The following is a 26,050-nucleotide window of genomic DNA, read 5'->3' on the forward strand; positions in this document are numbered from 1 at the left end:
CTGCAAAAGAGTAGGAAAACAAGCAACCTCTTCATCATATCAGAGTTTATTGACCTTCAAATCAAAACCCGCCAGCCGTCCTTTGGGTGCGACTTTCACAGAGGCCCCCTCAGGTGCCTGGTAGCTGAGCCACAGCTGATCGCCTTTAATGACCCAACGGACCTTCACCGGGCCTGCCGGATGAGCAACTACTCCCTCCGCCCAGCTAAGCTGATCAGATTGAGGCGCAATAAGAATTTCATCCCGGTCCAATGCCTTATTGAATCCGAGGTTGACACCCAGCGCTTCAGTAGCCAGAAAGTAGGTGGGATGCCCGCTCCAGGCATGGCTGGAAGTACCCTGATTGCCGGCAATGCTAAAGTTTTCCCAGACCGTGGGCGTACAGCTGTGCAAGGCCATCGGGCCCCAGTGCTTTTTCATAAAGTATTCTGCAAGCTCAGCCTCCCCTTCCCGGTAAAGCAGCGCAAACAGGTAAAAAGATGAGTAAGGCGTGATTTTCCGGTTGCGGTGCTCCTCTCCGATATCCATCAGCTCCGTTTTCAGGAAGTGGATAATATTTTGTGTTCTATCAGGGTCTGTTATCCCCAGCAGTGCAGGCCAGATACTTGAGGTAGGGTAATAATTGGGGATGGGCGCTCCGTTTTTCCAGCCATCATAAAAAGCCTGTCGCTTTGCATCCCAAAGATGTTCATTGACAGCCTGCTTCAGGTTCTGACCTTCTCTCCGGAATAGAGAAACATCTTCCGGGTGCCCGAACCGCTCTGCCCAGTGTGCTAATACCTCCATGGATCGGACTAGCTGCGCCTGATAGGCTGTCATGGCGGCATTAGATTTGTTGATCTTGCTCCATTCCAAAAAGACTTTATCCGCAGGGATCAAGCCCTTTTCGTTCTTCTTTTGCAAATGATGCTTCAACAGGGAAGCGTAATTGCCGTAAGCTTCACCGGCAAGTGCCCAGTCTCCGGTATACTTAGCCACGTAGTCCATGGTAATAAGCGTCCAGAGCGGGAAATCATTATGGCGGTTTTCCAGCCCTTTTTCCATTTCCTCCCGGTACATATCCTGAAACACCCGGAGGGAGTATTCCGCCAGCCGCATATCGCCCGCCATCGCCATGGTAATAGCCACCTCCGGTAACATATCACCCGCATATAGGCCCCGCTCCCGAAAGGGCGTGTCAGTATAGGTGTCTTCAGCGCACAGTTGCAGAGTGCGCCAGCCGGCTTCCCAAATACGTGTTAGCAGCGGATTGCTACACGAGAACTGCCCGACCTGTTCAAACGGGTAAACCTGTCGGATTACCCCCACCTCCCTGAGTTGGAAAGCCCGCTCATGGCCAGAGAAATTGACTTGCAAATACTTCATCCCATAGGGCTTGAAGGAAGCATACTGATCCTCCTTTCCATCCGCAATAAAGCGGATACCTGCCCCGATCTGATATCGCTTGTACAACCAGGGAGTCTCTCCGGGCCCCAGCTCTTCGCTAAAGCCGATGTCAATTTGGGTTCCTTTCGGGAAGTCGCCTTCCACGAAGACCTGACCAAGTTGGATTTCATTCAGGTCAAATAAAAGGGTAATACCTTGTGAGCCTGCAGGAATCGTATAAGCCCCGTCCAGCCCGGACTCCATTGAAAACGGGTTTTCCGTATCAAATTCGTACCAAGCCAGGTCCCGGGCGGGCTGATTGGCATCCTCTGATTTCAGGTGCGGCACCCACGGCTGCCCCGTTGCTTCCCGGATTTTGGCAATCGGCTTGGTCATATCAATTCCAGATAGCGCTTCATTTGCATCAGTGCCGAAGGGGCCGCAGGTGTAAAAACGCGGGTTTGATCTGCCGGTACGCTCACCAACGACCTTTACATCAGCTGATTTAGGCACAGCCATGTAGAAATCCCATGATCCCCAAATGATACCGTAGCGGAAGGTCAGCTCGTTGAGCCCTTTCCTGAGTTCCATCTGGTAAGTCTGCCTGTATTGGCTGCGGGCGGGATCTGTAGGCTGCGGTTTTAGTTTTTTTCCATTGAGATAGTAATCGCCCCACCATAACCCGACATCTATCGTTTGGGCCTTGGGTGAAACCAGGTAAGTATAACCCAGAGCAGTCTGAGACGCATTGTAATCGCTGTGGATTTCATCTTTGGTTGGGATACGAAAGGAGTAAATCAGTTCATCGTCTTTTATCGGATACGCACCGCGGAGCTGTAGTGCCTCTACCCTATCTTGAGTAAGCGGTGGGAAGGGGCGCTGCCGGAACGGGCCCCATTGGCTCTGATCAGTGAGTGGCACGGGGAACTGCCAATCTTTAGTTGTAGTTTCCAGATGATACCAGTCGGCTTCTCCACGGCTGTCCCAGTTTTCGATAGCGCCCGTTGCAAAGGAAAACTTGGGAGCCGTTTGATCGTAACCGTTTGACTTGCGTGCTACCCACTTTTCTTGAGTATCCAAATCAATGACTGCCCCTTCAGACCGGATTTGCCCCCAGGCCGCAAAACCGCCTTTGTAATCAAACAGCTGATAGGTTTCCATGCCATTGCTGAGTACCTTGACTGCAATGATATTCTTTCCTTTCTTTAAAAGTGCAGTAAGGTCATACGTATCGTAAAAAGGGTTGGCGTGATACGAGCGGATGGGGCCAAAGCCAACGTATTCTTCATTCACATACAAGGCATACCGGGAATCGGCGTAGAGGTTCAGTATTGCTTTTTCTGGTGCCTCAGCCAAATCCAGGCTGCGCCGGAAGAAGACATACTCGTTGCGTTCTCCTCCTTCCGGACTAATCCAAACGATGGTGGGCTCTGCGGTCTGAGCACCCAATTGGTAACCCATCATCATCCAAAAGCCGATTAACCAGAATATATGCCTCATTATTAAAATTTTCCAAAAATTAGGGTTTTTGCGGGCGTACAGTCCAGTAGACTTTAAGTTCGCTACGGCCTCCAGGCGCTAATGCCTGGTACGGGCCATGCAATTCCAGCTCTGCAAATTTGGCAAAGGGGTCATAGTAAATTTCAACAGAAGTCTGGCCAGGAGCTACTTCTGCTGGCAGGAATGGGGCCCAGGCGCGTTCCAATACCATTTCCCGGAGGGTATACCTAAGGCGGGCTGCACTGGCATCAATATAGAGCTTGTGCTTTTTCTGGTGCGCTCCCAGCTCTAAGGTAACCTCTTGGCCCATGCGCTTCCAGCCCGGGATGGTATCAGCGGGAGAAGCAGATGCTTGCCAGTTGACGGCTCCCCGAAGTGGCACACGCGCATTCTCCCAAATTCCGGCGCGTATGGTGTCTGACCCCTGGTTGACAAAAGTGTAGGTTACCAAGATGGTATCTTTCCCTAACGCTTCAAAGGCTTTTTCCAGCTGGAGCTCCCGGTAGGCATTGACGGGGCTGCGCAGCACTACTTTGGACTTGCTTTTCTCCATTAGTTGGTAAGCGCCTTTGTCCATACGGTCGGGCGGCGGCCACTGCCAGGCAGATTGTGGTGCCGGCCAGACAGTACTCCCCCATTGCAGATTCTGGCTGTCCCGCTCTGTTTTCAGGAAAGAGATGCCCTGGTATTGCACAGCAGCAATCCGGCCACCTGTGGCAGCATCAAGGGACATTTCCAAATTACCACTTCGAAGTGTCACGGTGGAGTCCTGATCACAACCGGAGCCCAGGGCAAGAACCAGCAAAACCGTCAATAAGTGCTTCATACAGGTGAAGTTAAACCACTTTGAGCATTTTCCCTTCCTGTATCTTCAGGGGGGCGACAAAGTGGGCGACAAGACATTCCGGCTCTTCCGTCCATTTTGCTATTTCCACCTTCTGCCCGTTGAGCAACAGCCCGGCATCTTTTCCCTGCGCCCAGCATTCAGAGCTTAGCCCTAAACTTTGGAGTTCCAGGAAACCACTGTGGGCTTTGATCCCGCATCTTCCCTTTTCATCAGCAATAAACAGGCCGGTGCCAGTACTTGCGGCAAAGAAGAAGCGGTCTGTACCTTTGGTCAGTCGAGGCGGGTTAAACCGGTATTCGTTTCTCACAATGCTTAATCCTGCCAAGGCATTCATGGTCGCCCATGCCGACATTGGGCGGTAATAATGCCCCCCGAACTCCTGATGGTCCCAGTATAAGCCGGCTTTTCGGTAACGGTCATCAATGGCTTTTATTACTGCTTTACCTTCTTCAATCATACCTTCATAGATCAGGAAAGACGCAAAGCCCAGTTCCACTCCGGTCCAGGGGGTATTGGCCTGATCGACCCAAAGATTGGTATCCTGAATGGGAAACAAATCCCGGTGCTCCGGCCAGGTACAATTGCGTAAAAACTGCCCGTCGATGAAGGAATAATCCAAAACAGACTGGAGTGCTTTCCGGATCTTGCCCTTGTCCCAAAATCGTCCCAGTCCGGCTGTATGGGCTACCCATTGCCCGATCAACTGATCGGTCAGGCATCCTTCGTCCTTGCCCTTTTCACCGTGGTAATCGTTGGCGAGCCGGAAGTATGATCCGTTCCATAGGTAGTCTTCCATTAGCTGTTTTCCGCGGTCCGCAATTTCCCGGTACTTTTTTGCGAGTTGCGCCTCTCCCATATCCGCTGCTGCTATGCCCGCCAGGGACATCGCTGCGACCCACTGCGATTGCAGGTAGGCGGCCAGCCCGTACATTGGAAAGTTATCATAACTGCACATGATACCGTGCATATCTGGCATTTGGTCACCGTCCTGGTCAAGCTCACGAAGGACATAGTCAATGCCTTTTTTGACAGAAGGCCACATCTCTTCGAGGTAGGCTTTGTCGTTAGTCCAGAGGTAATCACGAAGCACCATCTGAATGTAATTGGGCGTGAGGTCTACCCGGTGGTTCACCCCGAAGGTTCCGTTTTGGGTATAGTCCAGGTCATACCCCAGGCCATGATGGATACTGCCCTCTTTTGTTTGCAGGTTTCGGTGCAGGCGCATCATGGTTTTAGCCAGCTCCGGGAAAAGCCCGGTAATCATCACGGAGCCGTAGAGGCTCACATCAGCAGTAATATTTGGCCCCCATGACTTGCTGGGCGTCAGGCCTTCCCGTATCCCAAAGCTACCGTTTTTAGTCAGGGTTGCTGAAGTGATGAAAGTGTTGAAATGAGAATTAACCTGATCCAGGATATAGAGGTCAGTAGTTGTGGCATACATGCCCTCCATAAAATGGCGGGTACGTTGCCTCAGGTCCGTTTTCTGTTCGATACAGTAATCGGCAAGAGCACGGTAACCGGCAAAGAAGTTCTCGTAGTAGTGACCGATACGCTTTGTAGGCTTTAGCCCGTTGGTATACCGCTGCTTCAAAGGCCGGTCCGGACCGAGCTTGTCCCGGTCGTGAATGGCACCATAAGCATTGGGGAAATACCAGTTCATAAAAAACTGGCCTTCCATTTCCGCCTCTGCCTGAAGCGTCCGGGATACTGCAATAGAGCTAAAACACCGCTGATCGTTGGTGCGCCCTCCTACCCTGCCGATTAACGCTCCGTCCTTTGTTTTGATGTTCCGGTTTGGCGTATCGTCTATATTTGGGAAACGCGGGCTGACCAACAGCTCTTCGTAATACGGGTGTTTATGCTCCCAGCCCAGATAATAGGAAACTTCATCGCCGCCCAAAGCACCAAGGCCCATTTGCCCATAGCTGCTTCGGCTTTGGTCCATGCCGCCGGCATCGTGCATAAAATACTTATAGCCTGAAGTAGTTTCATGCTCTGATTTAAAGTGCTTCATCACCTCATCGTAGCCCACCAGGTTCCGCAGCGTGCCTACCAGAGTAACCTCCACGGGTTTATCAATTCTGGACTTCACCTTGAAATCGAAGTAGATGACCGGCAGGGCAGAGTGCTTGATATCATGCGGGATGAAGGGAGAAAAAGCCTCCAGCTCAATATCAAAGGGCATCTCCGGATCCTGGAAACGCATGTTGATGATGGGGAAACGGGCAGCGTAATCGATCTGCTCTACACCCGACATCCAGGGGTAATAATAAGCGATGCCTTCCAGCCCCCCTTCCCGCAGCCCATCGTTGAGATGTAGTATTTTCAGCTTGGGTTGCTCGCCCGCTACCTGATACCGGACCAGGAAAAACAGAAGGCTGTCTTCCAGGTTAGAATGCGGCAGGTCCGGCAGCTCGAATACAGATCCGGTACCTTTTGGCTGGTTGTTGAAGATGGACCAGTTGTAAAAGTTACCGTCTTTCCTGAGCTCAATACCCCCGGTACCAATACCGCCCAGTGCCATTCCGCTCCTGACCCGGTTTGACCGTTTATGGGTTTCGACCTGCGGTGGCCGGTCATACTGTTCCGTCAGGGCATCCCAATCCGCTGATAGTCTTTCCTGATCGAGTGAAAATCCACTAAGCTGCTGATGTGCCAGGCTTATTCCAGTGAGCCCGAGCCCTCCTGTTTTAAGAAAATGTCTGCGTTTCATAAGTTGATTGGTTTTTGCCTTTCGGATTAATGTTGCGTTGGCGGAGGCCATTCGATTTCTCCCCAGTCCCGTTTGTACCAGGGGATGGAATTAGGATCCAGCCGTAGCGTCGCTTTCTTCAGGCGGTCGAAAGCTTCGCCATCTCTGAACGCGTCATAAGCCATTGGGAAAGGGCGCTGAAAATCCGAAAGGTGCCGTTGTAATGTCGTCTTCATCCTGACCAATGCGTCCGCATAAGCCGGATCATTAGCAAGGTTATATTGCTCGTAGGGGGCGTTTTCCAGGTCATACAATTGATTGGCATCAAAGTAGTGCGGATAAAACCGGGCGGCAATGATGGATTGCCCCTGCCAGTATTGCCCGAAGACATTAGGTGCGTACTCCAGCGTCCCGTTTTTCATTTGCTGCAGCAGGCTGTCCGGGTAGCGAAAGGCAATGTATTTGTAGCGCCCGTCACTTACAGAACGGGTGTAACCAGATTCTGCGAAAGTGTAGGTACGGCCCTCTGTTTCGGGCTCCTTAAGGACCGTCAGAAAGCTCTTACTGTCCGGTGAAGCTGGAGGCGCACCCACAATTTCTGCCAGTGTGCTCATCCAGTCAGTAAGCTGTACCTGTGCATCCGTAGTGGCGCCTGCAGGCACCTGCCCCGGCCAGCGGACAATCATCGGGATGTGGATGCCTTTTTCGTAGCAGGTGGCTTTGGCAGGCTCTGTATTATGGTCAGGTACAAAGACAATAAGGGTCTCTTCTTCCAGTCCTTTTTGCTCCAGCCATTCCAGAATTTGCCCCACCTGATGGTCAAGGAAGGCCAGCCCGGCAGTCCTGTGAGCCATTGGAGAAGCCATGGTGTCGATAACTTGCCGGAGTGCTTTAGTATCTAAGTTGTAGGCACGAACCTCAGGCCTACGTCCTTCGGGAGTGTATTGATAATCGCGGTTCAGTCCTGCTGCATGGTGGGGGCCATGCAGGGACGTTGGCGTTACCATTAGAAAGAAAGGTTTTTCGGATACAGCCGCCTTTTCCAAAAAGGATATTGCGCCGGCGGTAATCCAGGGGAAATGATGATAGTGGAGCTGCTCCGCCGGGAAGCTATCGAAGTTGCTGTACATCACACTGTTCGCGACATCAAAACCACCGCCTTTCCTTACAGCTTCCTGGCACCAACGCTGGAACCTTCGCAGTGCGGCATCAGCCCCAGGAGTATCCAGATTTTTAAGGGCAGCCACCTCAGCTTCCACGGAATCGTAATGAGGGCCGAGGTGCCATTTCCCCGCCATTCCGGTTAAATAGCCCTGTCCGGAAAGCATTCTTGGAATGGTATAGGTGTTTTCATCCAAAAAGGAGTTCCACCCCACATTGTACGGTGCTTCGGCTGGCGTATCTTCCAAAAATGCAGGATGGGCGCACCGGCCCGGATACCGACCGGTCAGTAAGGCATACCGGCTGGGCGTACACATGGAAGCAACTGTATAGGCCTTGGTAAAACGCAGCCCTTCCGCCGCAAGCCGGTCAATATTTGGAGTGGGTATGCTCCCACCGTAGCAACCCAGGTCTTCCAACTGCAATTCATCCGAAAAGATGAAGACGATATTAGGCGGGGACGGTTGCTCTTCCTGACAGCTGAAGCCCAGCATCATGATCAGCAAACCCATAAATAGCTTAATCCATGTCAATCTTCTTTCCATATTTAGTGCTTTACAGGTGGATATTCCAATTCACGCTTCCACCAGGGGATAAAACCGGAGCCCCTTGCCTTTACCGCAGCGGCAGCCGCCTGGTAAGCCGGTCGTTTGGCATAGGAGGTATCCTGGATGGGGAAAGCGTGGTCAAAAGTGGCAGCATGTTCTGCCAGAACTGCCCTGAGGGACGCGAGCGTATCCGCATAGGTCGGCAGCGAGGCCAGATTTCGCTGCTCATAGGGATCCGCTTCTAAATCATAAAGCTGATCAGCGTGAAAATACCCCGGATGGTATTCCTGAGCGATATACCCGAACGCATGAATGGGCTGTCCCAGATGAGTGATACCGGTTTGTACCCCGCTTTCCAGCTGAGCGATGAGGGTGTCGGGAAAGCGCATGGCGATGTACTTCCACCGGCCGTCCGTAACCGCACGGGTATAGCCTTCCTCAAAGTAAAGGTGGGTGCGTTTCGGCGAAGCTTTGCCTTCAAATAGCGCTCCCGACCAGTCCACGCCATCGGTTCGAGGTAAGTTATTATCGGTCTTTGCGATGCCCGCGAGGGTGGGCAACAGGTCAACAAAGCTAATCAGGTCATCATTGGTCGTGCCTGCCTCCACCTTGCCTGGCCAGCGTACCAGAAAAGGCACCCTGAGCCCCTTTTCGTAAACGGTAGACTTGCCGGGTTCCAGGTTATGGTCGGCCGTAAGTATGATTAACGTATTGTCTTTCAACCCCTTTCCCTCCAATACCTGAAGCAACGCTTTAATTTGTGCATCCAGGTAGAGGGTACCGATATTGTAATGATTGATGTGGTCTGGTACGCCCGCTCCATGCGGTAGTCCGAGCGTTTCCAGTTGCTGAAAGTAAGAGGACCGTTCAGGCATGGGGTGGTTGGAAAGGTCTAGCCGGCCTTCCGGCGAAAACCGGGCATCCCTTTTCAGATCTTCGTAGTGGTTGGGGCCGTGCAGGGCGGTAGTATTGAAATGCAGAAAGAACGGTTGCTCCTGCCGAGAAGTGGCTTCCAGGAATTCCAGGCCTCCGTTCAGCATCCATTCCAGATGGTGGTGACGGATGCCAGGGTGCGGCAGTTCTTCGGAGTTCTCCCAAAGGATGGAAGCTGCATAGTCAGCGCCGGTCAGTGCCCGGACTTGTTCTTGTAAAACCTTTTGATATTGCATCAGCAGGCGGTCGGCTTCTTCAGTGTTTAAATCCAGCGTTTCGGGGATAAGGGGGATATCTGGATTCGCCTCCGGGGTATCCTCATGAAGGCCTCCAATATGAAATTTACCTACATAGCCCGTGAAGTAGTCCGGTTGTAGCACTTCGTGCAGAGTGGTATTGGCGGGTGTAATTGGTGTATTCCAGGTGATCGTATACGGTTGATCCAGTGGCTGGCCCTCCAGAAAATCAGGGTCCTGACAACGCCCGGGGTATAGCCCGGTAATGACACTGAAGCGGCTTGGTGTACATGCCGAAGCCGTTGTATGTACATTTTGAAACCGCATGCCCTCTGCTGCCAGCTGATCGATACCCGGTGTGGGGATACTGCCCCCGTAGCAGGAGAAATTGGTGAAATCCACATCGTCAGCCATGATGAGCACGATATTGGGTGGCGATTGCACTTCCGGCTCTGCTGTGCATCCTACAAAAGAAAAGGTTAGCAGCAGGCCGGAAGTGATGATCAACCAAGTGTGATATAGACGTAGCTTCATAAGAGGGCATTAAAAGTAGACTTCAACGGTATTCTGTTCTTTCAGTAAAGCCTCAGGCAGAAACCCGGCTTTCATGCCCTGTCCATTCAAATTGACTGTACCTTTTCTGTCTTCGGAGCGGATAAACCGGATAGCCAGGTTTTTACCCCGGAAACGGCGTTGCACACGGGCTTCTTTCCAGTCCTTTGGCAAACAAGGCTTAATGTACAGCCCCTGGTAATCCGGCTGAATGCCCAAAATGTATTGCGTAGCCGCGTAGTACATCCAGGTAGCGGAGCCACTCAGCCACGGAATTCTGGACACCCCGGCTTTAGGGCTGGGTGCTGCATGTGTACTCTGGCATAATACATAGGGCTCGATTTCCCGGATCTCCGCTTTTTCATTCTGTGCGGCTGGCAAAAAAGCCCGCAGGTAAGCATAGGCGCGGTCATTTTGCCTCAACATCGCCGCCGCCATTACAGCCCAACCCTGTGGGTGCATAAAGATTCCTCCGTTTTCCTTCAGCCCGGGGTTCATCAGCTGCGCCCGGACGATCGTGTAGTCGGATTTTGTATAAGGTGGTGTGCAGACCTTATGTCCAAATGGGGTAAACAGGCGTTCATGCACAGCATCCATTGCTTTTTGGGCTTGCTCGGGGGTCGCTGCCCCGCTCAACACCGCCCAGCTCTGCGCATTGAGGAACAACTGCCCTTCTTCAGACCCGGCTGAACCGAATATCATGCCGTCGGCACGGAAGCCTCGACGGAACCAATTGCCGTCCCAGGTATGGGCCTGTAGGTTTTGATCTAAAATTGATAATTGCTTTTCTGCCCAGGCGACTTCTTCTGAGGCCTGCTGCAATCCAGACAATTCTGCATAGACCTGCAAAGCCAAACGCAGTTGCATGGCCACAAAAACAGACTCTCCGGTAGCTCCAAATTGGAGACAGTCATTCCAGTCTGCCTTTAAGCCACAGGGGAGCCCGTGTTGGCCCGTTCTGTCCAGGTTGAACTGTATGGCGCGGCGCAGGTGCTCCAAAACCGTTCCTTCCCCTTCGTCAGAGTAGGGAATGACCTTGTTTAGAAAATCTAAATCGCCGGTTTCCTTCAGATAGGCAGGTACGGCATTGAACAGCCACAGGCAGTCATCGGAACGGTATTCCGACTCCGGTGTTGGGACCTCCTGACCCGGCTTATGGGTAATGGGATAGATGACCGGCTTGGCCCCACCGGTGGATTCCTGCCCGCTGATCATCAATTCCAGTCTTTCCCGGGCGGCATCGGGCAGGGCGTGCATGATGCCCATGAGGTCCTGAACGGAGTCCCGGTACCCCAGCCCGTCCCGGTCAATGCCGGTGTAAATGAGGCTGGCTGCCCGGCTCCAGTTGAACGTCACTACAGCATTATAGATGCCCCAGGTATTGATTGTTGCGTTGAGATCTGCATCGGGGGTTTGGGCTTCGAAGCCGGAGATTTGATTCGTCCAGTGTGCCTGCAGCTCAGTGAGCTCTTGTGCTACCCGTCCCGGTTCTGTGTAGCGTGCCCGACAAGCCTGACCTTCTTTTTCTGCTTTTCCAATACCGACCAGAATACAAAAGGTGCGCTCTTCTCCGGGCTCCAGATTTAGGTCACCAGACAGCACGCCACAGGGGTTGTCTCCGTAGCCCAGCGAACCCGAACATTGCCCGCGTTCTACCACAATGGGGTTAGCGTAGGTCCGGTAAGGGCCAATAAAGGCTTCCCGGTCGGTATCGAAACCACTGACGTCCAGTCCCGCCATAGCCTGAAAAGTGTGCCTTCCCTGATCTTTTTCATCAAAATCATCAGGCATTTCCGGGATATGGACGTTGGTGCCGTGATCAATAATGCCGTCTTTCACCTCCATCCGGGCGATATACTGCACGTACTGCAAGTTTAAGAGGTCGTCGATGGCATTCCAGTTGGCCGCGTATTCCAGATAGGAAAAAGCCCTTAGCCGACAGGGCTGCTGCCGGTCATTTTTTACCCGGACCTGCCAGACTTCATAGGCTGCATTCAAAGGAACGTAATAGGTAACGCTACTGCTCACCCCCGAATAGGCAGCGTCTATGCGGGTGAAGCCCATTCCATGCGTGCAAACCGACTTGAACGCCTCCAACGGCTTCCCTACCGGCTGCCAGGAAGTACTCCAGTAATCCTTGCTATCCAGGTCGTGCAGGTAGAGATAGCGCCCGGGCTGATCCAAAGGCACCGAATTGAAACGCATGCGCACAAAGCGGCCCTTGCCACCAGACCGGTAAAAGGAATACCCTCCTGCATTATTGGTAATGATGGCGCCGTAACGCGTATCGCCCAGGTAATTGCTCCAGGGTTTGGGCGTGTCCGGGCGGGTAATGACATAGGTTTTATGCTGATCGTCAAAATAGCCGAATTGCATATTTTTAGTTTTAGTAGCCCGCCGGGCTTTCGCTTCCGGTGGCTTTGCCACGAATTTTATTGATGATGGCTTCTGTTGCGGTGGCTCCGATACGAGTCACGCCCAGTTCCCGTACCTTAAGGGTATCTTCCAGGGTACGTACGCCTCCTGCAGCCTTAACTTGAATCTCCGGATTGCAGTGTTCACGCATCAGCTTAAGGTCGTGTTCGGTCGCGCCATTATAGGTGTAGCTGCCATCTTCCTGCTTGAAGAAGCCATAGCCCGTAGAGGTTTTGACAAAGTCAACGCCAATCTCGTTGCAGATTTTGCAAAGCTTGATTTTATACTTGTCTTCCGGTAGATGGTCGTTCTCAAAAATGACTTTCAAAATAGCCCCTCCGGCCTGACAGGCATCAAATACCGCTTTAATATCGGCTTTGACAAAATCATAATCCTCGCTCAGCACCTTGCCGATATTGACCACCATATCAATCTCCACCGCTCCATCCGCTATGGCTTGATTTGTTTCTGCCACCTTGATAGCTGTAAGGTTGCTTCCGTGTGGGAACCCGATGACGGTCCCTACCAGTACATCAGAGCCCTTCAGCCACTCCGCAGCCTGCTTTACGGCATAGGGCTTTATGCAGACCGAAGCCACGTCATACTGCTTTGCCAGGGCACAGCCGGCTTCCAGCACCTCATCATTCATCGTGGGATGCAGGAGGGAGTGATCGATCATTTTAGCAATATCCTTTTCGGTGTAATTCATGCGTATTGATTTTGATAGGTTTGATAACATTGGTGAATAATCTGAAGATGCCTTGCAGCAACCTCCAGGGGTTGAATGGGCTTGGTTTTGCCCTCCATACAATCTAAAAAATGCAAGGCCATGGCATAGCCATCATCCTGATCCTGATAATCCAGTGATTCCTTTTGCTGGAAAGCATCACCGGATTCGTTAAGCCCGTAAAGGGTCAGCTCCGGGGCATCCCAGGAACAAAAAGCGAGCTTGAGCCCGCCCCGGGTACCGTAAATCCGGGTTTCATTTGACACCTGCATGTTGGCATGGGCTGCACGTTCCCAGTAGTAACGTAGCCCATTCGAGAAAGTCAGATTGGCGGAAAAGTGTTCTTCGACGTTGTAAATATCCGTTCCGGGATCGCGGTTGTCCAACCCTGCTGTTATTTGGATGGCATCCACCCGCTGCAGTTCGTGCCGGTCTCCGAGTACGCCCAGGTGAAAAGACAAGTCGTAGACACCCCAGTCAAAGAGGGGGCCACCCCCCGCTTTGTCTTTATCCAAAAACCATTTAGCGGAAGGGTGGTATTCGATACCGGGGCGGGATTGCTGGCTTACGGCATTGTGATGGACATAGTAGATATCGCCCAGGGCACCGCTCTCAATATAGCGCTTGACGGTTTGGTATTTTGGGTGCAGTCGGGCGTGACGGGCGGAGCAGTCTATGGCGATCAGGTCCGGGTACTGGCGCTTGAGCTCCAAAAGACCGGTGGCTTCCTCATAGGTCAGCGTTAGTGGTTTTTCCACCAAAACGTGCTTTCCGGCCCTGAGCGCAGCTGCTGCCATTTCAGCGTGGAGGAAAGGAGGCGTGCAGATGATGACTGCATCAAGGTCCGGGTCTTCCAGCATATACTGATACCGGTTAGTAGGTTTTGGGATATCATAAGCTCCCCCCACTGATGCTGCTTTTTCTTTGGTCGTCGCAGCAATCCACTTTACTGTTGCCCGGCTACTCTTTTGCAGGTTTTGGATATGGTTTTCAGCAATCATCCCGGCACCAATCACACCAATGTGAAAGGGTTTTTCTGTTGTCATTGGTCTGTGTTTTGAGTCCAGTCTATAAGTACACCCAGATAATCCTGCGGGCGTTCCCGGAGCCCTTTATATCCTTCGGCTGCGTTTTCCGGTTTGAGCACCTGAGTCAGCAGGGGTTCAGTGTGCAGGCGTTTTTGCAGCATAAGGTTGAGGATGATTTCGGCATTGCGGGTAATGGAGTGCTTATGAAAAGGTGATGGATGCGTCGGATAAATGAATTCTAAAGCGCCCCTGAGTTCAGCATTCACAGGCAGCAGATGAAAATGCTGAAGAAAACCTGTGAGGTTGGCCTGATAAGGCCTGCGTGGGCTGCCCAGGACAATGACTTGTGCAGAAGGGCCAAGCAGAGGCACATAGGTTTCAAGTACCGCTGCTGCGCCGGTTGCGTCGATGAAGGCTTGAAGGGGTTGGTCTGTTAGCTTTTGCCTCAGGCTTTCCGGAACCGGTCCGGGGCCGACCACTTCCGCGCCAGCTATTCCGGATGCCTTTGCTGCTTCTACCCGACTGGGGATTCGGTCCAATGCAAGTACTTCCGCGCCCTGCAACTGAGCCAACTGCGCTGCCAGATTGCCGATAGCCCCAAGGCCCGTCACCAAAACGCGGTCACCAAGCTCAATATTCGATTGGCGGATGGCCGTAAGAGCGATGGTCGCCATGTGCGTAAAAGCGGCCGTTTCATTGGTCACACCTTCGGGGACGGGCACGCAAACCCCATGCCACCGGTCAGTAGTGTCAATCTTGAAGTAGGCGGCGTGTGGCCCGTAGGTGTAAACCCGGTCGCCCTTTTGGAAAGTATTTATCGCTGCACCAATTTCTTCCACTATACCAACCGAAGTATACCCCGGTGTATCCGGGATACTGAAAAAAGACTCCTCTCCGGCGATACAGGCCAGTTCCGTCCCTGCACTGATGTGTGAGCACTGGTTTCTGACCAGTATTTCATGTGGCAGGAGACCACCCGGTGCCCAGTGTACGTGAACACAATCCACCTGATTGATTTCCCGGACCCATATTTGTCTTCTTTCCATTTCCTCAGCCTTTTCATCAAATCGGTAAGGTAGCATCCCTTCTCGCTGCGGGGGTCTTGTATTTTTGAAAATTGGTTTATTATTTTACAGCCCTCTTTTTGAAAATAGCTTACTCTTTCTGGAATATAGCCCCCTCACGTCTTATCGTTCCTGCCTAATTTTCGACAGATTAACCAACTTAATACCATGAAGCTATCGATAAAGGAAAAACTAGGCTACAGTTTCGGCGAGTTCGCCGGTAGCAGCCTATGGCAGACGATGATGTTCTTCCTCCCCGCTTTTTATACGGATGTATTTCTGTTGCCGGCCACGGCGACGGCAACGCTTTTTGTGGTTGTGCGGATTTTTGATGCCCTGAACGACCCCATCATTGGGGCTATCGCGGACCGTACCCATTCGCGCTGGGGCAAGTTCCGGCCTTATTTACTATGGGGGGCATTCCCGCTGGGCATTACCACCGTGCTTATGTTCACTACACCAGATATGAGCGATGCCGGAAAGCTGACCTACGCCTATGTAACTTACTTCCTGTTACTGGTTTTTTATACCCTGGTCATGGTGCCCTTCAATGCACTGGTTGGGGTCATTAGCACAAATCCGGAAGAACGCACAAGTATCGCCTCCTATAAGTTCGTATTCGCCTACGGGGCCGGGCTTGTCGTACAGGGGCTGCTCATCCCAGCAGTGGAAAAGCTCGGTGCAGGGAACGAAGCCAGAGGCTATCAGCTGGCGATGACCGGGCTGGCGGCGATATCTGTAGTCGCTTTGTTTGTTGCATTCCGCAGCACCCGGGAGCGCATAAAACCAGACCCCACCATCACTTCCTCGCTGAAGGCAGACCTGAACGATATCTTTACCAACCGGCCCTGGCTAATCCTCTTTGCCAGTTCCATAATCTTCCTGATCTATATTGGTACTCGCAGCGCCTCTGTCATGTATTACTTCGAATACTACGTGGGGCGCAAGGACTTGGCCAGCATCTTTATGGTATCAGGTACGGTGGCCGTGCTATTGGGCGTATTGCCCACCAAGTACCTGTCCAAAAAGATAGGGAAACGCAATCTCTTTATCATCGTGCTCGCATTGATCGTCGGGTCCCTGACGGTCAACTACTTTGCCCGGCCGGAAGACCTGGTATTGATTTTTGCAACACAGATCGTTTTTTCCCTGGCCTCAGGGCCTACAATGCCACTGCTGTGGGCGATGCTGGCCGACACCGCCGATTACTCAGAGTGGAAAAACGGGCGAAGGGCGACCGGGTTGGTCTATTCTGCAGCGACGATGGCTCAAAAAACCGGTGTGGCTATCGGTGCGGCCCTCATGCTTGGCATTATCGGGCAGTTTGGCTATGTTGCCAATGTGGAGCAAACGCCGGAATCTCTCGAAGGCATCAAGCTGACTATGACAGTCGTGCCGGCGCTGATCGCATTTGCCGGGTTACTCTTGCTCTTTTTCTACAACCTTAACGAAACGAAGCTTAAAGAAATCGCTCAGGGTCTTGAGGCCCGCCGTAAATCGCAAACAACTCATGAAGCAAACCTTTAAACACCCATTCCTGCTGGCCCTTTTCCTGGCTTTCGCCCTTTGGCAATGCCAATCCAATGACGGGCCATGGACGCTTTACCCTCCCAATGAAGCCTATCAGGTACAAGTGGCGCTCGATGATGCCGGGCAGCTTTCCTATACCTTATTATCCGGTAGTGGCGATCAGGTTCGTACACTGCTAAAGCCTTCCGCATTAGGGCTGGTCCGCGATGATGGTGATTTTTCGAAAGGGCTGCAACAGCGTTCCGTCCAAACATCAAGCGTAAAGACTTCTACCTACACGCTGGTATCAGGCCCCAACCTGACCCCCGAACACCGGTACAAGGAACAAATCATTGAGCTGGAAAACGCTTCCGGTCAACCCCTAAACCTGGTTTTTCGGGCCTATGACGAGGGCGTAGCCTTTCGATATGTCTTTCCTGATACGGATACTGAGGTAAGAACCGTTTCAGCAGAGCACACCACTTTTGCAGTGGCAGAAGGTAAAGCATGGGGCCATCCTTATGATACCATCACTAAATGGAATCCGGCTTATGAAACTTATTTTTCCGGTCCGATGGATTCCGGTACACCTGCCCCCTGGAATAAGAATGGATGGGCTTTTCCCATGCTATTCGAAACGAATGGGCACTGGCTCCTGATTTCGGAAGCTGGATTCGATGGTTCTTACGGTGGCAGCCATCTCAGTATTTCAGACAAAGAAGAATACAAGATCGTATTTGCGGAAGAAGAGGAAGCCTACGGGCTGCACAGCGCACAGCAATCCTCTACCCTACCTTGGTCTACGCCCTGGCGGTTTATTCTGGTTGATTCCTCTCTGGAGCGGCTATCCACCTCACAGCTGGTCACGGAATTGGCTGAACCCAATAAACTGGAGGATACCGACTGGATCAAGCCCGGCCGTTCGACCTGGAGCTGGTGGGCGTATAGCGACAGCCCTCAGGATTACGATCAGCTGGTGCCCTATGTGGATTTTGCGGCAGAAATGGGGTGGCGCTACAGCCTGGTGGATGCCAACTGGGACCGGATGCAAAATGGCGACCTGGCCCAACTGGCGGATTATGCCAAAACTAAGGGGGTTGACCTGTTAGTGTGGTACAATTCCGGTGGGCCCCACAATTCGGTGGAAGAAGCGCCCCGTGACCGCATGCATCTCAGAGACAGCAGGCGGGCGGAGTTTGCCAAGCTTCAAAAACTCGGTATCAAAGGTATAAAAGTCGACTTTTTCCAATCCGACAAACAGGAGCTTATCAAGCAATACATTGGTATTCTGGAAGATGCAGCCGACTTTGAGCTAATCGTGAATTTCCACGGTTGTACCCTGCCAAAAGGCTGGCGCCGTACCTACCCCAATCTGCTCACTATGGAAGCCGTGCGCGGAGGTGAATGCTATAAATTTGATGCCAGCTATCCGGAACGCGCGCCAGCCCACCTGGCAATGTTGCCTTTTACCCGGGGCGTCGTGGGCCCGACTGATTATACGCCCGGAGGCTTTAGTGATAATACCCACCCGCACAAAACCACTTACGGCTTTGAGCTGGCTCTGCCCCTGGTTTTAGAGTCTGGGATCATTCATTATACTGATACGCCCGAAAAAATCATTGGCCTTCCGGACTATGCCGTGAACTGGCTACGTGACTTACCAGCTACCTGGGAAGAAACGAGGTTGCTGGCAGGCTATCCCGGACAATACGCCATCGTAGCCCGCCGCAAGGGGCAGATCTGGTATTTGGGCGGTATCAATGGCCAGGCTCAGCAACAATCGGTTGTACTGGACTTGAATGCCCTGCTGCCAACGGGCAGCCGGCTGGAGATTATTCAGGACCAACGGCCTGGTAGCAGTCCTGCCTTGTCCCAAAAGACAATAGCAATAGATCAAAGGGCTGTCCGGATCACGCTTCCTGCCTTTGGAGGTTTTGTAGGTTGCGCTACCAATCAGCAGCCCTGACGGTAAAGGAATTTGAAGCCAAAACAAGGGATACTATTTTAACACGGTGTAGACAACGGCGGGTAATAAAAGGACACCTTAAACTCCAAGGTTATGATAATCAATACTTTAAATAAACGATTCTCGCATTGCGAAAATAGCAAACCCCTTTTGGAAAATACTATACTCTAAAACAAGGGGTTGGGAATAGATTTGTGATGTTCCAAATTTGAAAAACAAATTTTTATCCAATGAAAAAACTTTACACGCTTGCAATGCTGATATTCATCAGCACGATGAGCTTCGCACAGATTGGCTACTCCTGGTGGATGTTTCTGCCATTAGATTACGCCGATAATCCCTATCCACGCCAAACCGTTCAGGTACAGAAAGTGACAGACGAGTTTGCAACGAGTCAGAATTCACTTGATGACCTCTGGAATACGGTTCCGGAAGAGCTGACTTTCCCGATGGAAGGTTGGATCAACCAAACGGCAGACGACTGGTCTTCTGGCGAAGAAGTGACTGTGGACGTACCCCCGCAGTCTCCTGAAGATTTTACAGCTCGCTACACCCTGATGTCGGGTGATCAGGCGCTCTATGTGCTTTACAACGTTGTTGATGACGAGGTTTCTCCTATGGTTGGTGCCGGCGACTTTATTGAGTTGGGTTTTGCTCCCTATGCCGGGCAGTACGATCCGGGCCGTGAAATTCACCCGGATATGTCCCGTACCGGTTCTGGTCATTGGTGGGCGGAAGAGTCTTCCCACGTATGGGGTTGGAATGGTGCAGCTGGTGAGCCTCAGCCATGGGGTACGGTTATTCCTGGTGATGTTTATGTCGATATGTCTCTTTATGGTACTTGGACAGAAGCCGGAGCCTACAAGTGTGATATCCCTCTGACTACAAGTGCAGAAGTGTTTGCTGCAGCCCCCACTTACACCATGAAGGGACCGAACCTCGATACCCTGGGTGATGTTGCCGGTGGTCTGACGGCTTCCGCATTGCAGACCCTGTATGAGCCAAAAGCTGACGGCTATTATTTCCTGGTGGTTATTCCATGGAGCTCTATGAGCGCTAAGCTGGAAAATATTGGGGATCAGATGAGTATCGCACCGAAAGTAAATGACTGGGACAGCGATAATTTCACGGTTGAAGATTCTGACGGCAATCCGGTAATCCACCGTTACGATGTTTGGGGATCAACGGATAACAACAATGCCTACTGGGCTATTGCTTACTACGGTGCCATAGCTGAGTTGGTGGAATCTACCAGCACCTATGAAGCCGTGAATAATGCATTCGAAGCATTCTATTCCAGCAGCAGCCTGACGGTTGTCAACGGAGAGGGTAAGCAAACAGTTGATATTTACAATGTGAATGGCGTATTGGTACGTACGTTCAAGGGGCAAGCCACTATGGACCTGTCCTTTCTGAATGCTGGATTTTATGTAGCTGACATTCATGACAACGAAGGCAATCGCAGTCTTGTCAAGTTTGTCAAGTCCATCAACTAAAATAGTACGGTTCGTTTTGGTTATTGAATGACCGTAGTTTTGTAATGAACGAATGCCTGGCTGTTTGCCAATACTGCCTGTTGAACAGGCAAATTGCAAGGAGCCAGGCTATTTATTTTCCGCCTCGTGCATAAGAGCTCATGACAGGGCTTAATGCTCCGGAGGTGTCACCAACTAAAACCTGGCCTCTATGAAACCTTCTTTCATCCGGCTGGTCGCACTACTGCTTTTCCCGCCTCTATTCGGCTACACTCAAATTGATGTGTCGGGAAAAGTAACCGATGCCACCACCGGCGAACCACTTATTGGTGTAAATGTATTGGTCAAAGGCTCTTCCACCGGCACCATTACTGATTACGATGGCGTCTACGAGCTTAATGTGCCGTCAAAAGAAAGCATCCTTACTTTTACATACATTGGCTACGAGCCTACCGAAATGGTTGTGGGCTCCCAAAAGACCATAGATATTACATTAGCCACTCAGGCAGAAACGATTGAAGAAGTGGTGGTTATAGGGTACGGCACTCAGAAGAAACAGAATGTGACTGGTGCGGTTTCCCTTGTCTCAGCTGAAGACCTTAAAGAAGCTAATGCCACGTCGACTGCCCTTGCTTTGCAGGGACGGACCCCTGGGGTAAACATCAGTTCTACCTCCGGCAGTCCGGGCTCAAGCCCTTCAATAAGGGTACGTGGTGTAGGCTCTATCAACAACAGCGCCCAGCCTATTGTGGTAATCGACGGGATCATTTCCTCAATTGGCGCCCTAAACAACCTTAACCCTCAGGACATAGAGTCTGTCTCCGTCCTCAAAGATGCCGCCTCTGCCGCCATTTACGGTGCGCGTTCTTCAAACGGGGTCATCCTGGTCAAAACCAAAACGGGCGAAGAGGGGCGCCTGAGCGTACAATATAACAACCTTTTTGGGGTTTCCACCCTGCCCCGCCGTCAGGATATTATGAATGCAGATGAATACCGCGATTTTTACGAAAAGGTATACGAGGAGCATAATGCGACTTACCCAAATGATCAGCGGGTATTCCCAGCCGCCTACACTGATGCTGTTTGGACAGAAAACGGGCAGACCGATACCGACTGGCAAAACCTCATCACCAATGATTTAGCGCTCAAACAAAACCATTACCTCAGTCTGAACGGTGGCAATGAGAAGTCTACTTATATGATCTCGCTCAACTACGTGACGGAAGATGGAATCCTGAAAACTTCCTACCAAGACCTGTATAACGTAAGGATCAACAGTGAACATAAGATTGGCAAAAGGATCCGGATAGGAGAAAACCTTGCCTTCACCGTCAAAAATGGCCGTAGAGAAGCCAATACTCCATACCTGACTGCGGCAGTTACCTCCCCACTTCTTCCTGTATTTAATGAAGACGCCAAAGGAGGTTACCAGGGTCCGGACCCTGTATTTACAGGCATCAACGACCGGACGAATCCGGTTGCAGAGCTGGAGCTAAATGAGCGCTTCTTTAACGAAAATAACATCTTTGGTAACCTTTACGGAGAAATCGACCTCCTTCCGGGGTTGACCTTCCGGACCGTACTGGGGGTAAACTATTTCAACCGGCGGACAACCAACTGGTCGCCCCGGTATGAGCTGGTGCAGCGCAGTAACCCAACGGCTACCCTCTCGGAGTCTGACAACTACGCCCGCCGCTGGCAGTTTGATAAAATCCTTCGCTATAACCGCGAGTTTGGCAGTCATAGCTTTGGGCTAATGGCGGGGCATACTGCGGAAAAAGACATTGGCAATTCGATAACTGCAACCGCTTCGGATTTTCGTTGGGAAAGCCTGCAAACCATTGGTGGCGGCAACCCGGAGCTGATTACCTCCGCTCAGGGCATTGGAGAGCGGACGGGCGAGTCTTACTTTGGCCGCGTCAACTACGAGTACGCCAATAAATACCTTTTCGTCGGTACGATCCGGCGTGATGGCTCTTCCCGGTTTGGACCAAACAACCGGTACGGTACTTTTCCTTCGTTTTCGGTGGGGTGGAAGATTAGCGAAGACCTTTTCAACGGCCCACGTTATGGCTGGATGGATATGCTGAAGCTCCGCTTTGGCTATGGTTTCAACGGGAACGAGCCCGACCGGAACTTCCTTTATGAGACCTTCATTAGCACTTATCCGGAGCACGTTTACACACTCGGCCAAACAGACCGGGCCGTCTTCGGGGCCGCGCCATTTTATACTTTTGGCTCTCCGGAACTACGTTGGGAAAGTTCAGAGATGATTAACTACGGCATTGACTTTACCGGCTTCAATGGGAAGGTGGAATTCTATGCTGAATACTATGTCAAAAACCAAAACGACCTGATCACCAACCTGCCGTTGCAGCTCGTCTACGGGCTTTCCGGTGATGCACAGCCACCATTAGTTAATCTTGGAGACATCCAAAACTCTGGATTCGAGTTTAGCCTCAGCTACCGAAACTATGAGAACCCTGTGAAGTTCATGGTTGCTGCCAACCTGACTACGGTCAGAAATACCGTTGAGTTTCTACCTTCCAACCGGATTTTTAACAGCGACGGCACCAACCTTGCTGTAGAAGGGCACTCTATTGGGTCTTACTTTGGCTACGTAGCAGAACGCATTCTGCAAGAGTCGGATTTCGAACTCGATGGAAACGGCAACCCTATTCAAAACGAAGATGGCAGCTTTAATCCACTGGTACCCTATCAGACAGACTTCATGTCACCTGGAGATATCAAGTTTAAGGATCTGAATAATGACGGTAAGGTCAACGCCACCGACCAAACGATTATCGGCAAGGTCATTCCTGACTTCACCTACGGCTTCACCTTTGATGTCCGTTACAAAAGCTTTGACCTGAACCTGCTACTACAGGGCGTACAAAATATAGATATATACAACCGCTACCGGTCGCGTGCCGGATTGGCCAGCGGTAACGAAACCTCAAAGGATGAAAACAAGCTGCGTGTAGTACAAGACTACTGGACACCGGAAAATCCGGTAACCAATCAAACGCGGATTGGGCTTGGTGACTTCAACGACAACGACCGGATTTCCACCTGGTGGATTGAGGACGCTTCGTTTTTGCGGGTCCGTAACCTGCAGATTGGTTACAGTCTGCCTGGTAATATTTTGGATAGAATTGGGATCAATGCGCTACGGATTTTCATTGGTGGAGAGAACCTCCTCACCTTTACAGACTACTCCGGGTACGATCCTGAAATTTCATCCACCAGTGCATTTGGTGCGATTGACGATGGCACTTATCCGGTGCCCCGGTTTTATCAGGGTGGGCTATCTGTCTCTTTCTAATCACCAAAAAGCTAACAATCATGCGTAATATAATCATAACCTTATTCACAGCCTTTTTCTTACTGGGCTGTTCTGAGGACTTTCTTGAGGTCACTAACCTTAATAGCCTTTCGGAGTCCAGCTTCTATCAGACTGAAGCAGACTTTGAAGACCTCCTAATCACCTGTTATATGCCAATGGGGCATGCCCAAACATCGGGCCGTATGCACAAACTCATGTTTGCTATGGACGACCGGGTTTTGCACGAGCAGGTCGGCATTAGCGCATTGCAATACGACCCCACTAATGGCGATATTTCGAACATTTATGCTGCGCTGATGCGCGGGGTATTCCGTACCAATCTGTTTTTGCAGAAGTTTACGGAAGATATTGATGTCAGTGATGAGCGCAGACAGAGCATGCTCGGAGAGGCGCACTTTCTGAGAGGTATGTATTACCACTTCCTCGCTGTTTGGTATGAAGTGCCCCCTCTGCTCACCGAACCACCGGAAGACCCCCGGGTTGGCTACCCCAACGCGACACAGGAGGAAATCTTTGACTTTGCCCGTCAGGAGTTCGAGCTCGCCTCAGGCCTTCTGCCTAAGGTATGGGCAGGTTCAGAATTAGGCAGGGCCACCAAAGGAGCTGCACTCTCGTTCCTGGGGCGCAATTATTTGTATCAGGCGCAATTTACCGAAGCGGCGGCTGCACTCAAGGAGGTCATTGACCTGAATGTGTATAGTCTGAATATGCCTCAGGGTACGGACTCCCTGGACTACATTTACGCATACCTGTCTAATTTCACCCCGATAGACATGCCAAACAATGGCAAGGTTTACCCTTCAGAGTTCAACTCGGAATCCATTTATGAAATCAACTACTCATCCGCCCATAACGAGGGCGCGCGTTCGAGTGAGTTCCTGCCGCTTCGCCGGAGTACCGGAAGCCACATGACCTGGTTTCATGGCTACTCGGCCATCACTGGGGGCTTTGGCAATATCGCCGCAGAAGATAAGATCTTCCCCAATGAGTTTGAGCAGCCTTCCAATCACCCTGCTGGTTTGGAACTTGACCCCCGCTACTATGCCTTTTATATCGAACCAGGCGATCCGCTGGATTTCCGTCCGGATAATCCGCTGTTCGACGAAGTATTTGAAGTCGGTGACCTGAACTCTTCTATGGGTTCGCAGAAAGGGGTCAGAAAGCACTTGTACCCTTTCCATACCACTTTCACCGACCCCAATGCTCCATTTGTGGATCCCAATAACTGGCGGTTGATGCGTTACGCCGATGTTCTGCTGATGTACGCAGAAGCGCAGGTCAGAGCGACCAATAACTTTGGGGACGCCAGTGCGCTAACCGCACTCAATCAGGTCCGGGAACGGGCCGGCCTCGAGCCCCTGAACGTACTGAGCCGGGAAGCTATCATCCACGAACGGGATATTGAACTGGCTGGTGAGCATGTTCGGTTCTGGGACCTTACCCGTTGGTATAAGGACGGTTGGATGACCCTGGAGGATGTTCAGCAGTTGAAACCTAACTTCCAGCCGCGGCATGTCTGTTTTCCACTTCCACTTGGCGAAATCAACCGGCATTACGGTGTGATGCAGCAGAATCCAAAATGGCTTTAACCGAAAAAAACTGACACCATGAAATATTCTTTTTTCATCTTAATCGCTTTCGGGTTCATCCTGTCGAGCTGCGTAAAAGAAGACCCGGTACTTGGCCTTACCATTACGCCTTCTGCAACGAGTGTGGATGCAGGGCAACCCATTGAATTCGACATACAGGGCGATGCAGACTTCCTGGTCTTTTACAGCGGTCTGGAGGGCAGTAGATTTGAAGACTACCCTAATGCAAATACCCGGGAGGTCAATATGCTGGCTGATGAGCCTTCTTTGTCCTTTATCTACCGTAATTTCAACGGTACGGTCAATGCGGTTTTTGTGGCCACCTCACACGGTAACTGGGGGACAGACACAGAAGAGCAAATCTTCGAATTCACTATTGATATTTCTGACAACAACATCAATATAAGCAGCGCCACTTTGAAAACACCTGGCCTGTTTGGTAAAGTGTTCGAGGGGGTTGTTTCTACGGAAGACCATACGGTAACCGTGAATATTCCGGAAGCCGACGCTACAGATAGTCAGTTGGCAGCACTGACCACCAATATCGTACTATCGTCTCAATTGTCTACGCTACGGTACAATGGAGAAGTATTCCAAAACAACTCCCCTGTTGACTTCTCTTCCGGAAGCCAGACGTTCAATGTGGAGGCAGTCGGAGGTGCAGTACAAGAGTGGTCTATCGTCGTGCAACGATAAAATTTAAGTTTTATAGATAGTCAAAATTGTAGCCGTCTGGGGAACCAGGCGGCTTTTTTATTGGCAGAGGCCCACATTGGTTTTGCAGGAAACTGGAAAAGGGCATACGGTGAAATTATGCAGCGAAAGGGCACTTGTCTGCCTGAGCGTATGTGGGCGATCAAAGGTTATTGGGGGAGACGGGTTTACAGAAGGATATTAAGTAAAAGGTAAACCAGGAAAACAAGGAAGAACAGGAAGAAAACTTCCAATACTTGCCAAACAAGCAGCTTCCGATAGGTCCTCTTCTCATTCTTCATGTACTAAAGATAGAGGGTATCGGAAAGTGCTTCGCCCAGTATATTCAAAAAATAGTAGGCTATTTTGATTGCCCCTCATTTCTGGTACATTTACCCCTCTTT

Annotated in this window: 15 protein-coding genes; 6 read left to right on the top strand and 9 right to left on the bottom strand. The window is 51.3% G+C overall.

What is annotated here, in order from left to right; genetic code table 11:
- Window positions 1-39 precede the first annotated feature (39 nt).
- Genes RIC19_RS13660 through RIC19_RS13700 form a run of 9 tightly spaced genes read right to left on the bottom strand, consistent with a single transcriptional unit; the run spans window position 40 to window position 15,050 of the window.
- The gene (locus RIC19_RS13660) at window positions 40-2,865 is read right to left on the bottom strand and encodes an alpha-L-rhamnosidase-related protein (RefSeq protein ID WP_350178888.1); all 2,826 of its coding nucleotides are present in this window, start codon (window positions 2,863-2,865) and stop codon (window positions 40-42) included.
- A 19-nt stretch (window positions 2,866-2,884) separates the two neighbouring features.
- The gene (locus tag RIC19_RS13665) at window positions 2,885-3,691 is read right to left on the bottom strand and encodes a hypothetical protein (protein WP_350178889.1); all 807 of its coding nucleotides are present in this window, start codon (window positions 3,689-3,691) and stop codon (window positions 2,885-2,887) included.
- 10 nt (window positions 3,692-3,701) lie between these two features.
- Window positions 3,702-6,425 carry a GH116 family glycosyl hydrolase gene (locus RIC19_RS13670; protein WP_350178890.1) on the bottom strand — a complete coding sequence of 908 codons (2,724 nt, stop codon included), beginning with the start codon at window positions 6,423-6,425 and terminating at the stop codon, window positions 3,702-3,704.
- 26 nt (window positions 6,426-6,451) lie between these two features.
- Entirely contained in the window at window positions 6,452-8,110 is a 1,659-nt protein-coding gene (locus tag RIC19_RS13675; RefSeq protein WP_350178891.1) for a sulfatase family protein, read from the bottom strand.
- Between the two features lie 2 nt (window positions 8,111-8,112).
- Entirely contained in the window at window positions 8,113-9,816 is a 1,704-nt protein-coding gene (locus RIC19_RS13680) for a sulfatase family protein (protein ID WP_350178892.1), read from the bottom strand.
- 9 nt (window positions 9,817-9,825) lie between these two features.
- Window positions 9,826-12,210 (bottom strand): glycoside hydrolase family 94 protein, encoded by a 2,385-nt coding sequence (locus tag RIC19_RS13685; RefSeq protein ID WP_350178893.1) that lies wholly within the window; start codon window positions 12,208-12,210, stop codon window positions 9,826-9,828.
- Window positions 12,211-12,220: 10 nt separating this feature from the next.
- A complete protein-coding gene (deoC, locus tag RIC19_RS13690) occupies window positions 12,221-12,958 on the bottom strand; it encodes a deoxyribose-phosphate aldolase (protein WP_350178894.1) in 738 nt (245 codons plus the stop codon).
- Window positions 12,955-14,022: a Gfo/Idh/MocA family protein gene (locus RIC19_RS13695; protein ID WP_350178895.1), complete on the bottom strand. Its 1,068-nt coding sequence runs from the start codon at window positions 14,020-14,022 to the stop codon at window positions 12,955-12,957. The genes deoC and RIC19_RS13695 overlap by 4 nt, the downstream gene beginning before the upstream one ends.
- Window positions 14,019-15,050 carry a zinc-binding dehydrogenase gene (locus tag RIC19_RS13700; RefSeq protein ID WP_350178896.1) on the bottom strand — a complete coding sequence of 344 codons (1,032 nt, stop codon included), beginning with the start codon at window positions 15,048-15,050 and terminating at the stop codon, window positions 14,019-14,021. Before RIC19_RS13700 ends, RIC19_RS13695 begins: the two co-directional genes overlap by 4 nt.
- 186 nt (window positions 15,051-15,236) lie before the next feature.
- Between RIC19_RS13700 and RIC19_RS13705 the strand changes: the two genes are divergently transcribed.
- The 6 genes from RIC19_RS13705 to RIC19_RS13730 all read left to right on the top strand — a co-directional run bounded on the left by RIC19_RS13705 (window position 15,237) and on the right by RIC19_RS13730 (window position 25,649).
- Complete coding sequence (locus RIC19_RS13705) at window positions 15,237-16,595, top strand: MFS transporter (protein ID WP_350178897.1); 1,359 nt, start codon at window positions 15,237-15,239, stop codon at window positions 16,593-16,595.
- Window positions 16,579-18,543: a glycoside hydrolase family 97 protein gene (locus tag RIC19_RS13710; RefSeq protein WP_350178898.1), complete on the top strand. Its 1,965-nt coding sequence runs from the start codon at window positions 16,579-16,581 to the stop codon at window positions 18,541-18,543. The genes RIC19_RS13705 and RIC19_RS13710 overlap by 17 nt, the downstream gene beginning before the upstream one ends.
- 230 nt (window positions 18,544-18,773) lie before the next feature.
- Window positions 18,774-20,039, top strand: coding sequence for a T9SS type A sorting domain-containing protein (locus RIC19_RS13715; protein WP_350178900.1), 1,266 nt, complete (start codon window positions 18,774-18,776; stop codon window positions 20,037-20,039).
- Between the two features lie 190 nt (window positions 20,040-20,229).
- Window positions 20,230-23,343, top strand: a complete 3,114-nt coding sequence (locus tag RIC19_RS13720) for a SusC/RagA family TonB-linked outer membrane protein (protein WP_350178901.1) — start codon at window positions 20,230-20,232, stop codon at window positions 23,341-23,343.
- A gap of 20 nt (window positions 23,344-23,363) precedes the next feature.
- Window positions 23,364-24,953, top strand: a complete 1,590-nt coding sequence (locus tag RIC19_RS13725) for a RagB/SusD family nutrient uptake outer membrane protein (protein WP_350178902.1) — start codon at window positions 23,364-23,366, stop codon at window positions 24,951-24,953.
- Between the two features lie 18 nt (window positions 24,954-24,971).
- A complete protein-coding gene (locus RIC19_RS13730; RefSeq protein ID WP_350178903.1) occupies window positions 24,972-25,649 on the top strand; it encodes a DUF5017 domain-containing protein in 678 nt (225 codons plus the stop codon).
- Window positions 25,650-26,050 lie beyond the last annotated feature (401 nt).

It is taken from the genome of Phaeodactylibacter sp. (assembly GCF_040219495.1).
In the GTDB taxonomy this organism is placed as follows: domain Bacteria; phylum Bacteroidota; class Bacteroidia; order Chitinophagales; family Saprospiraceae; genus Phaeodactylibacter.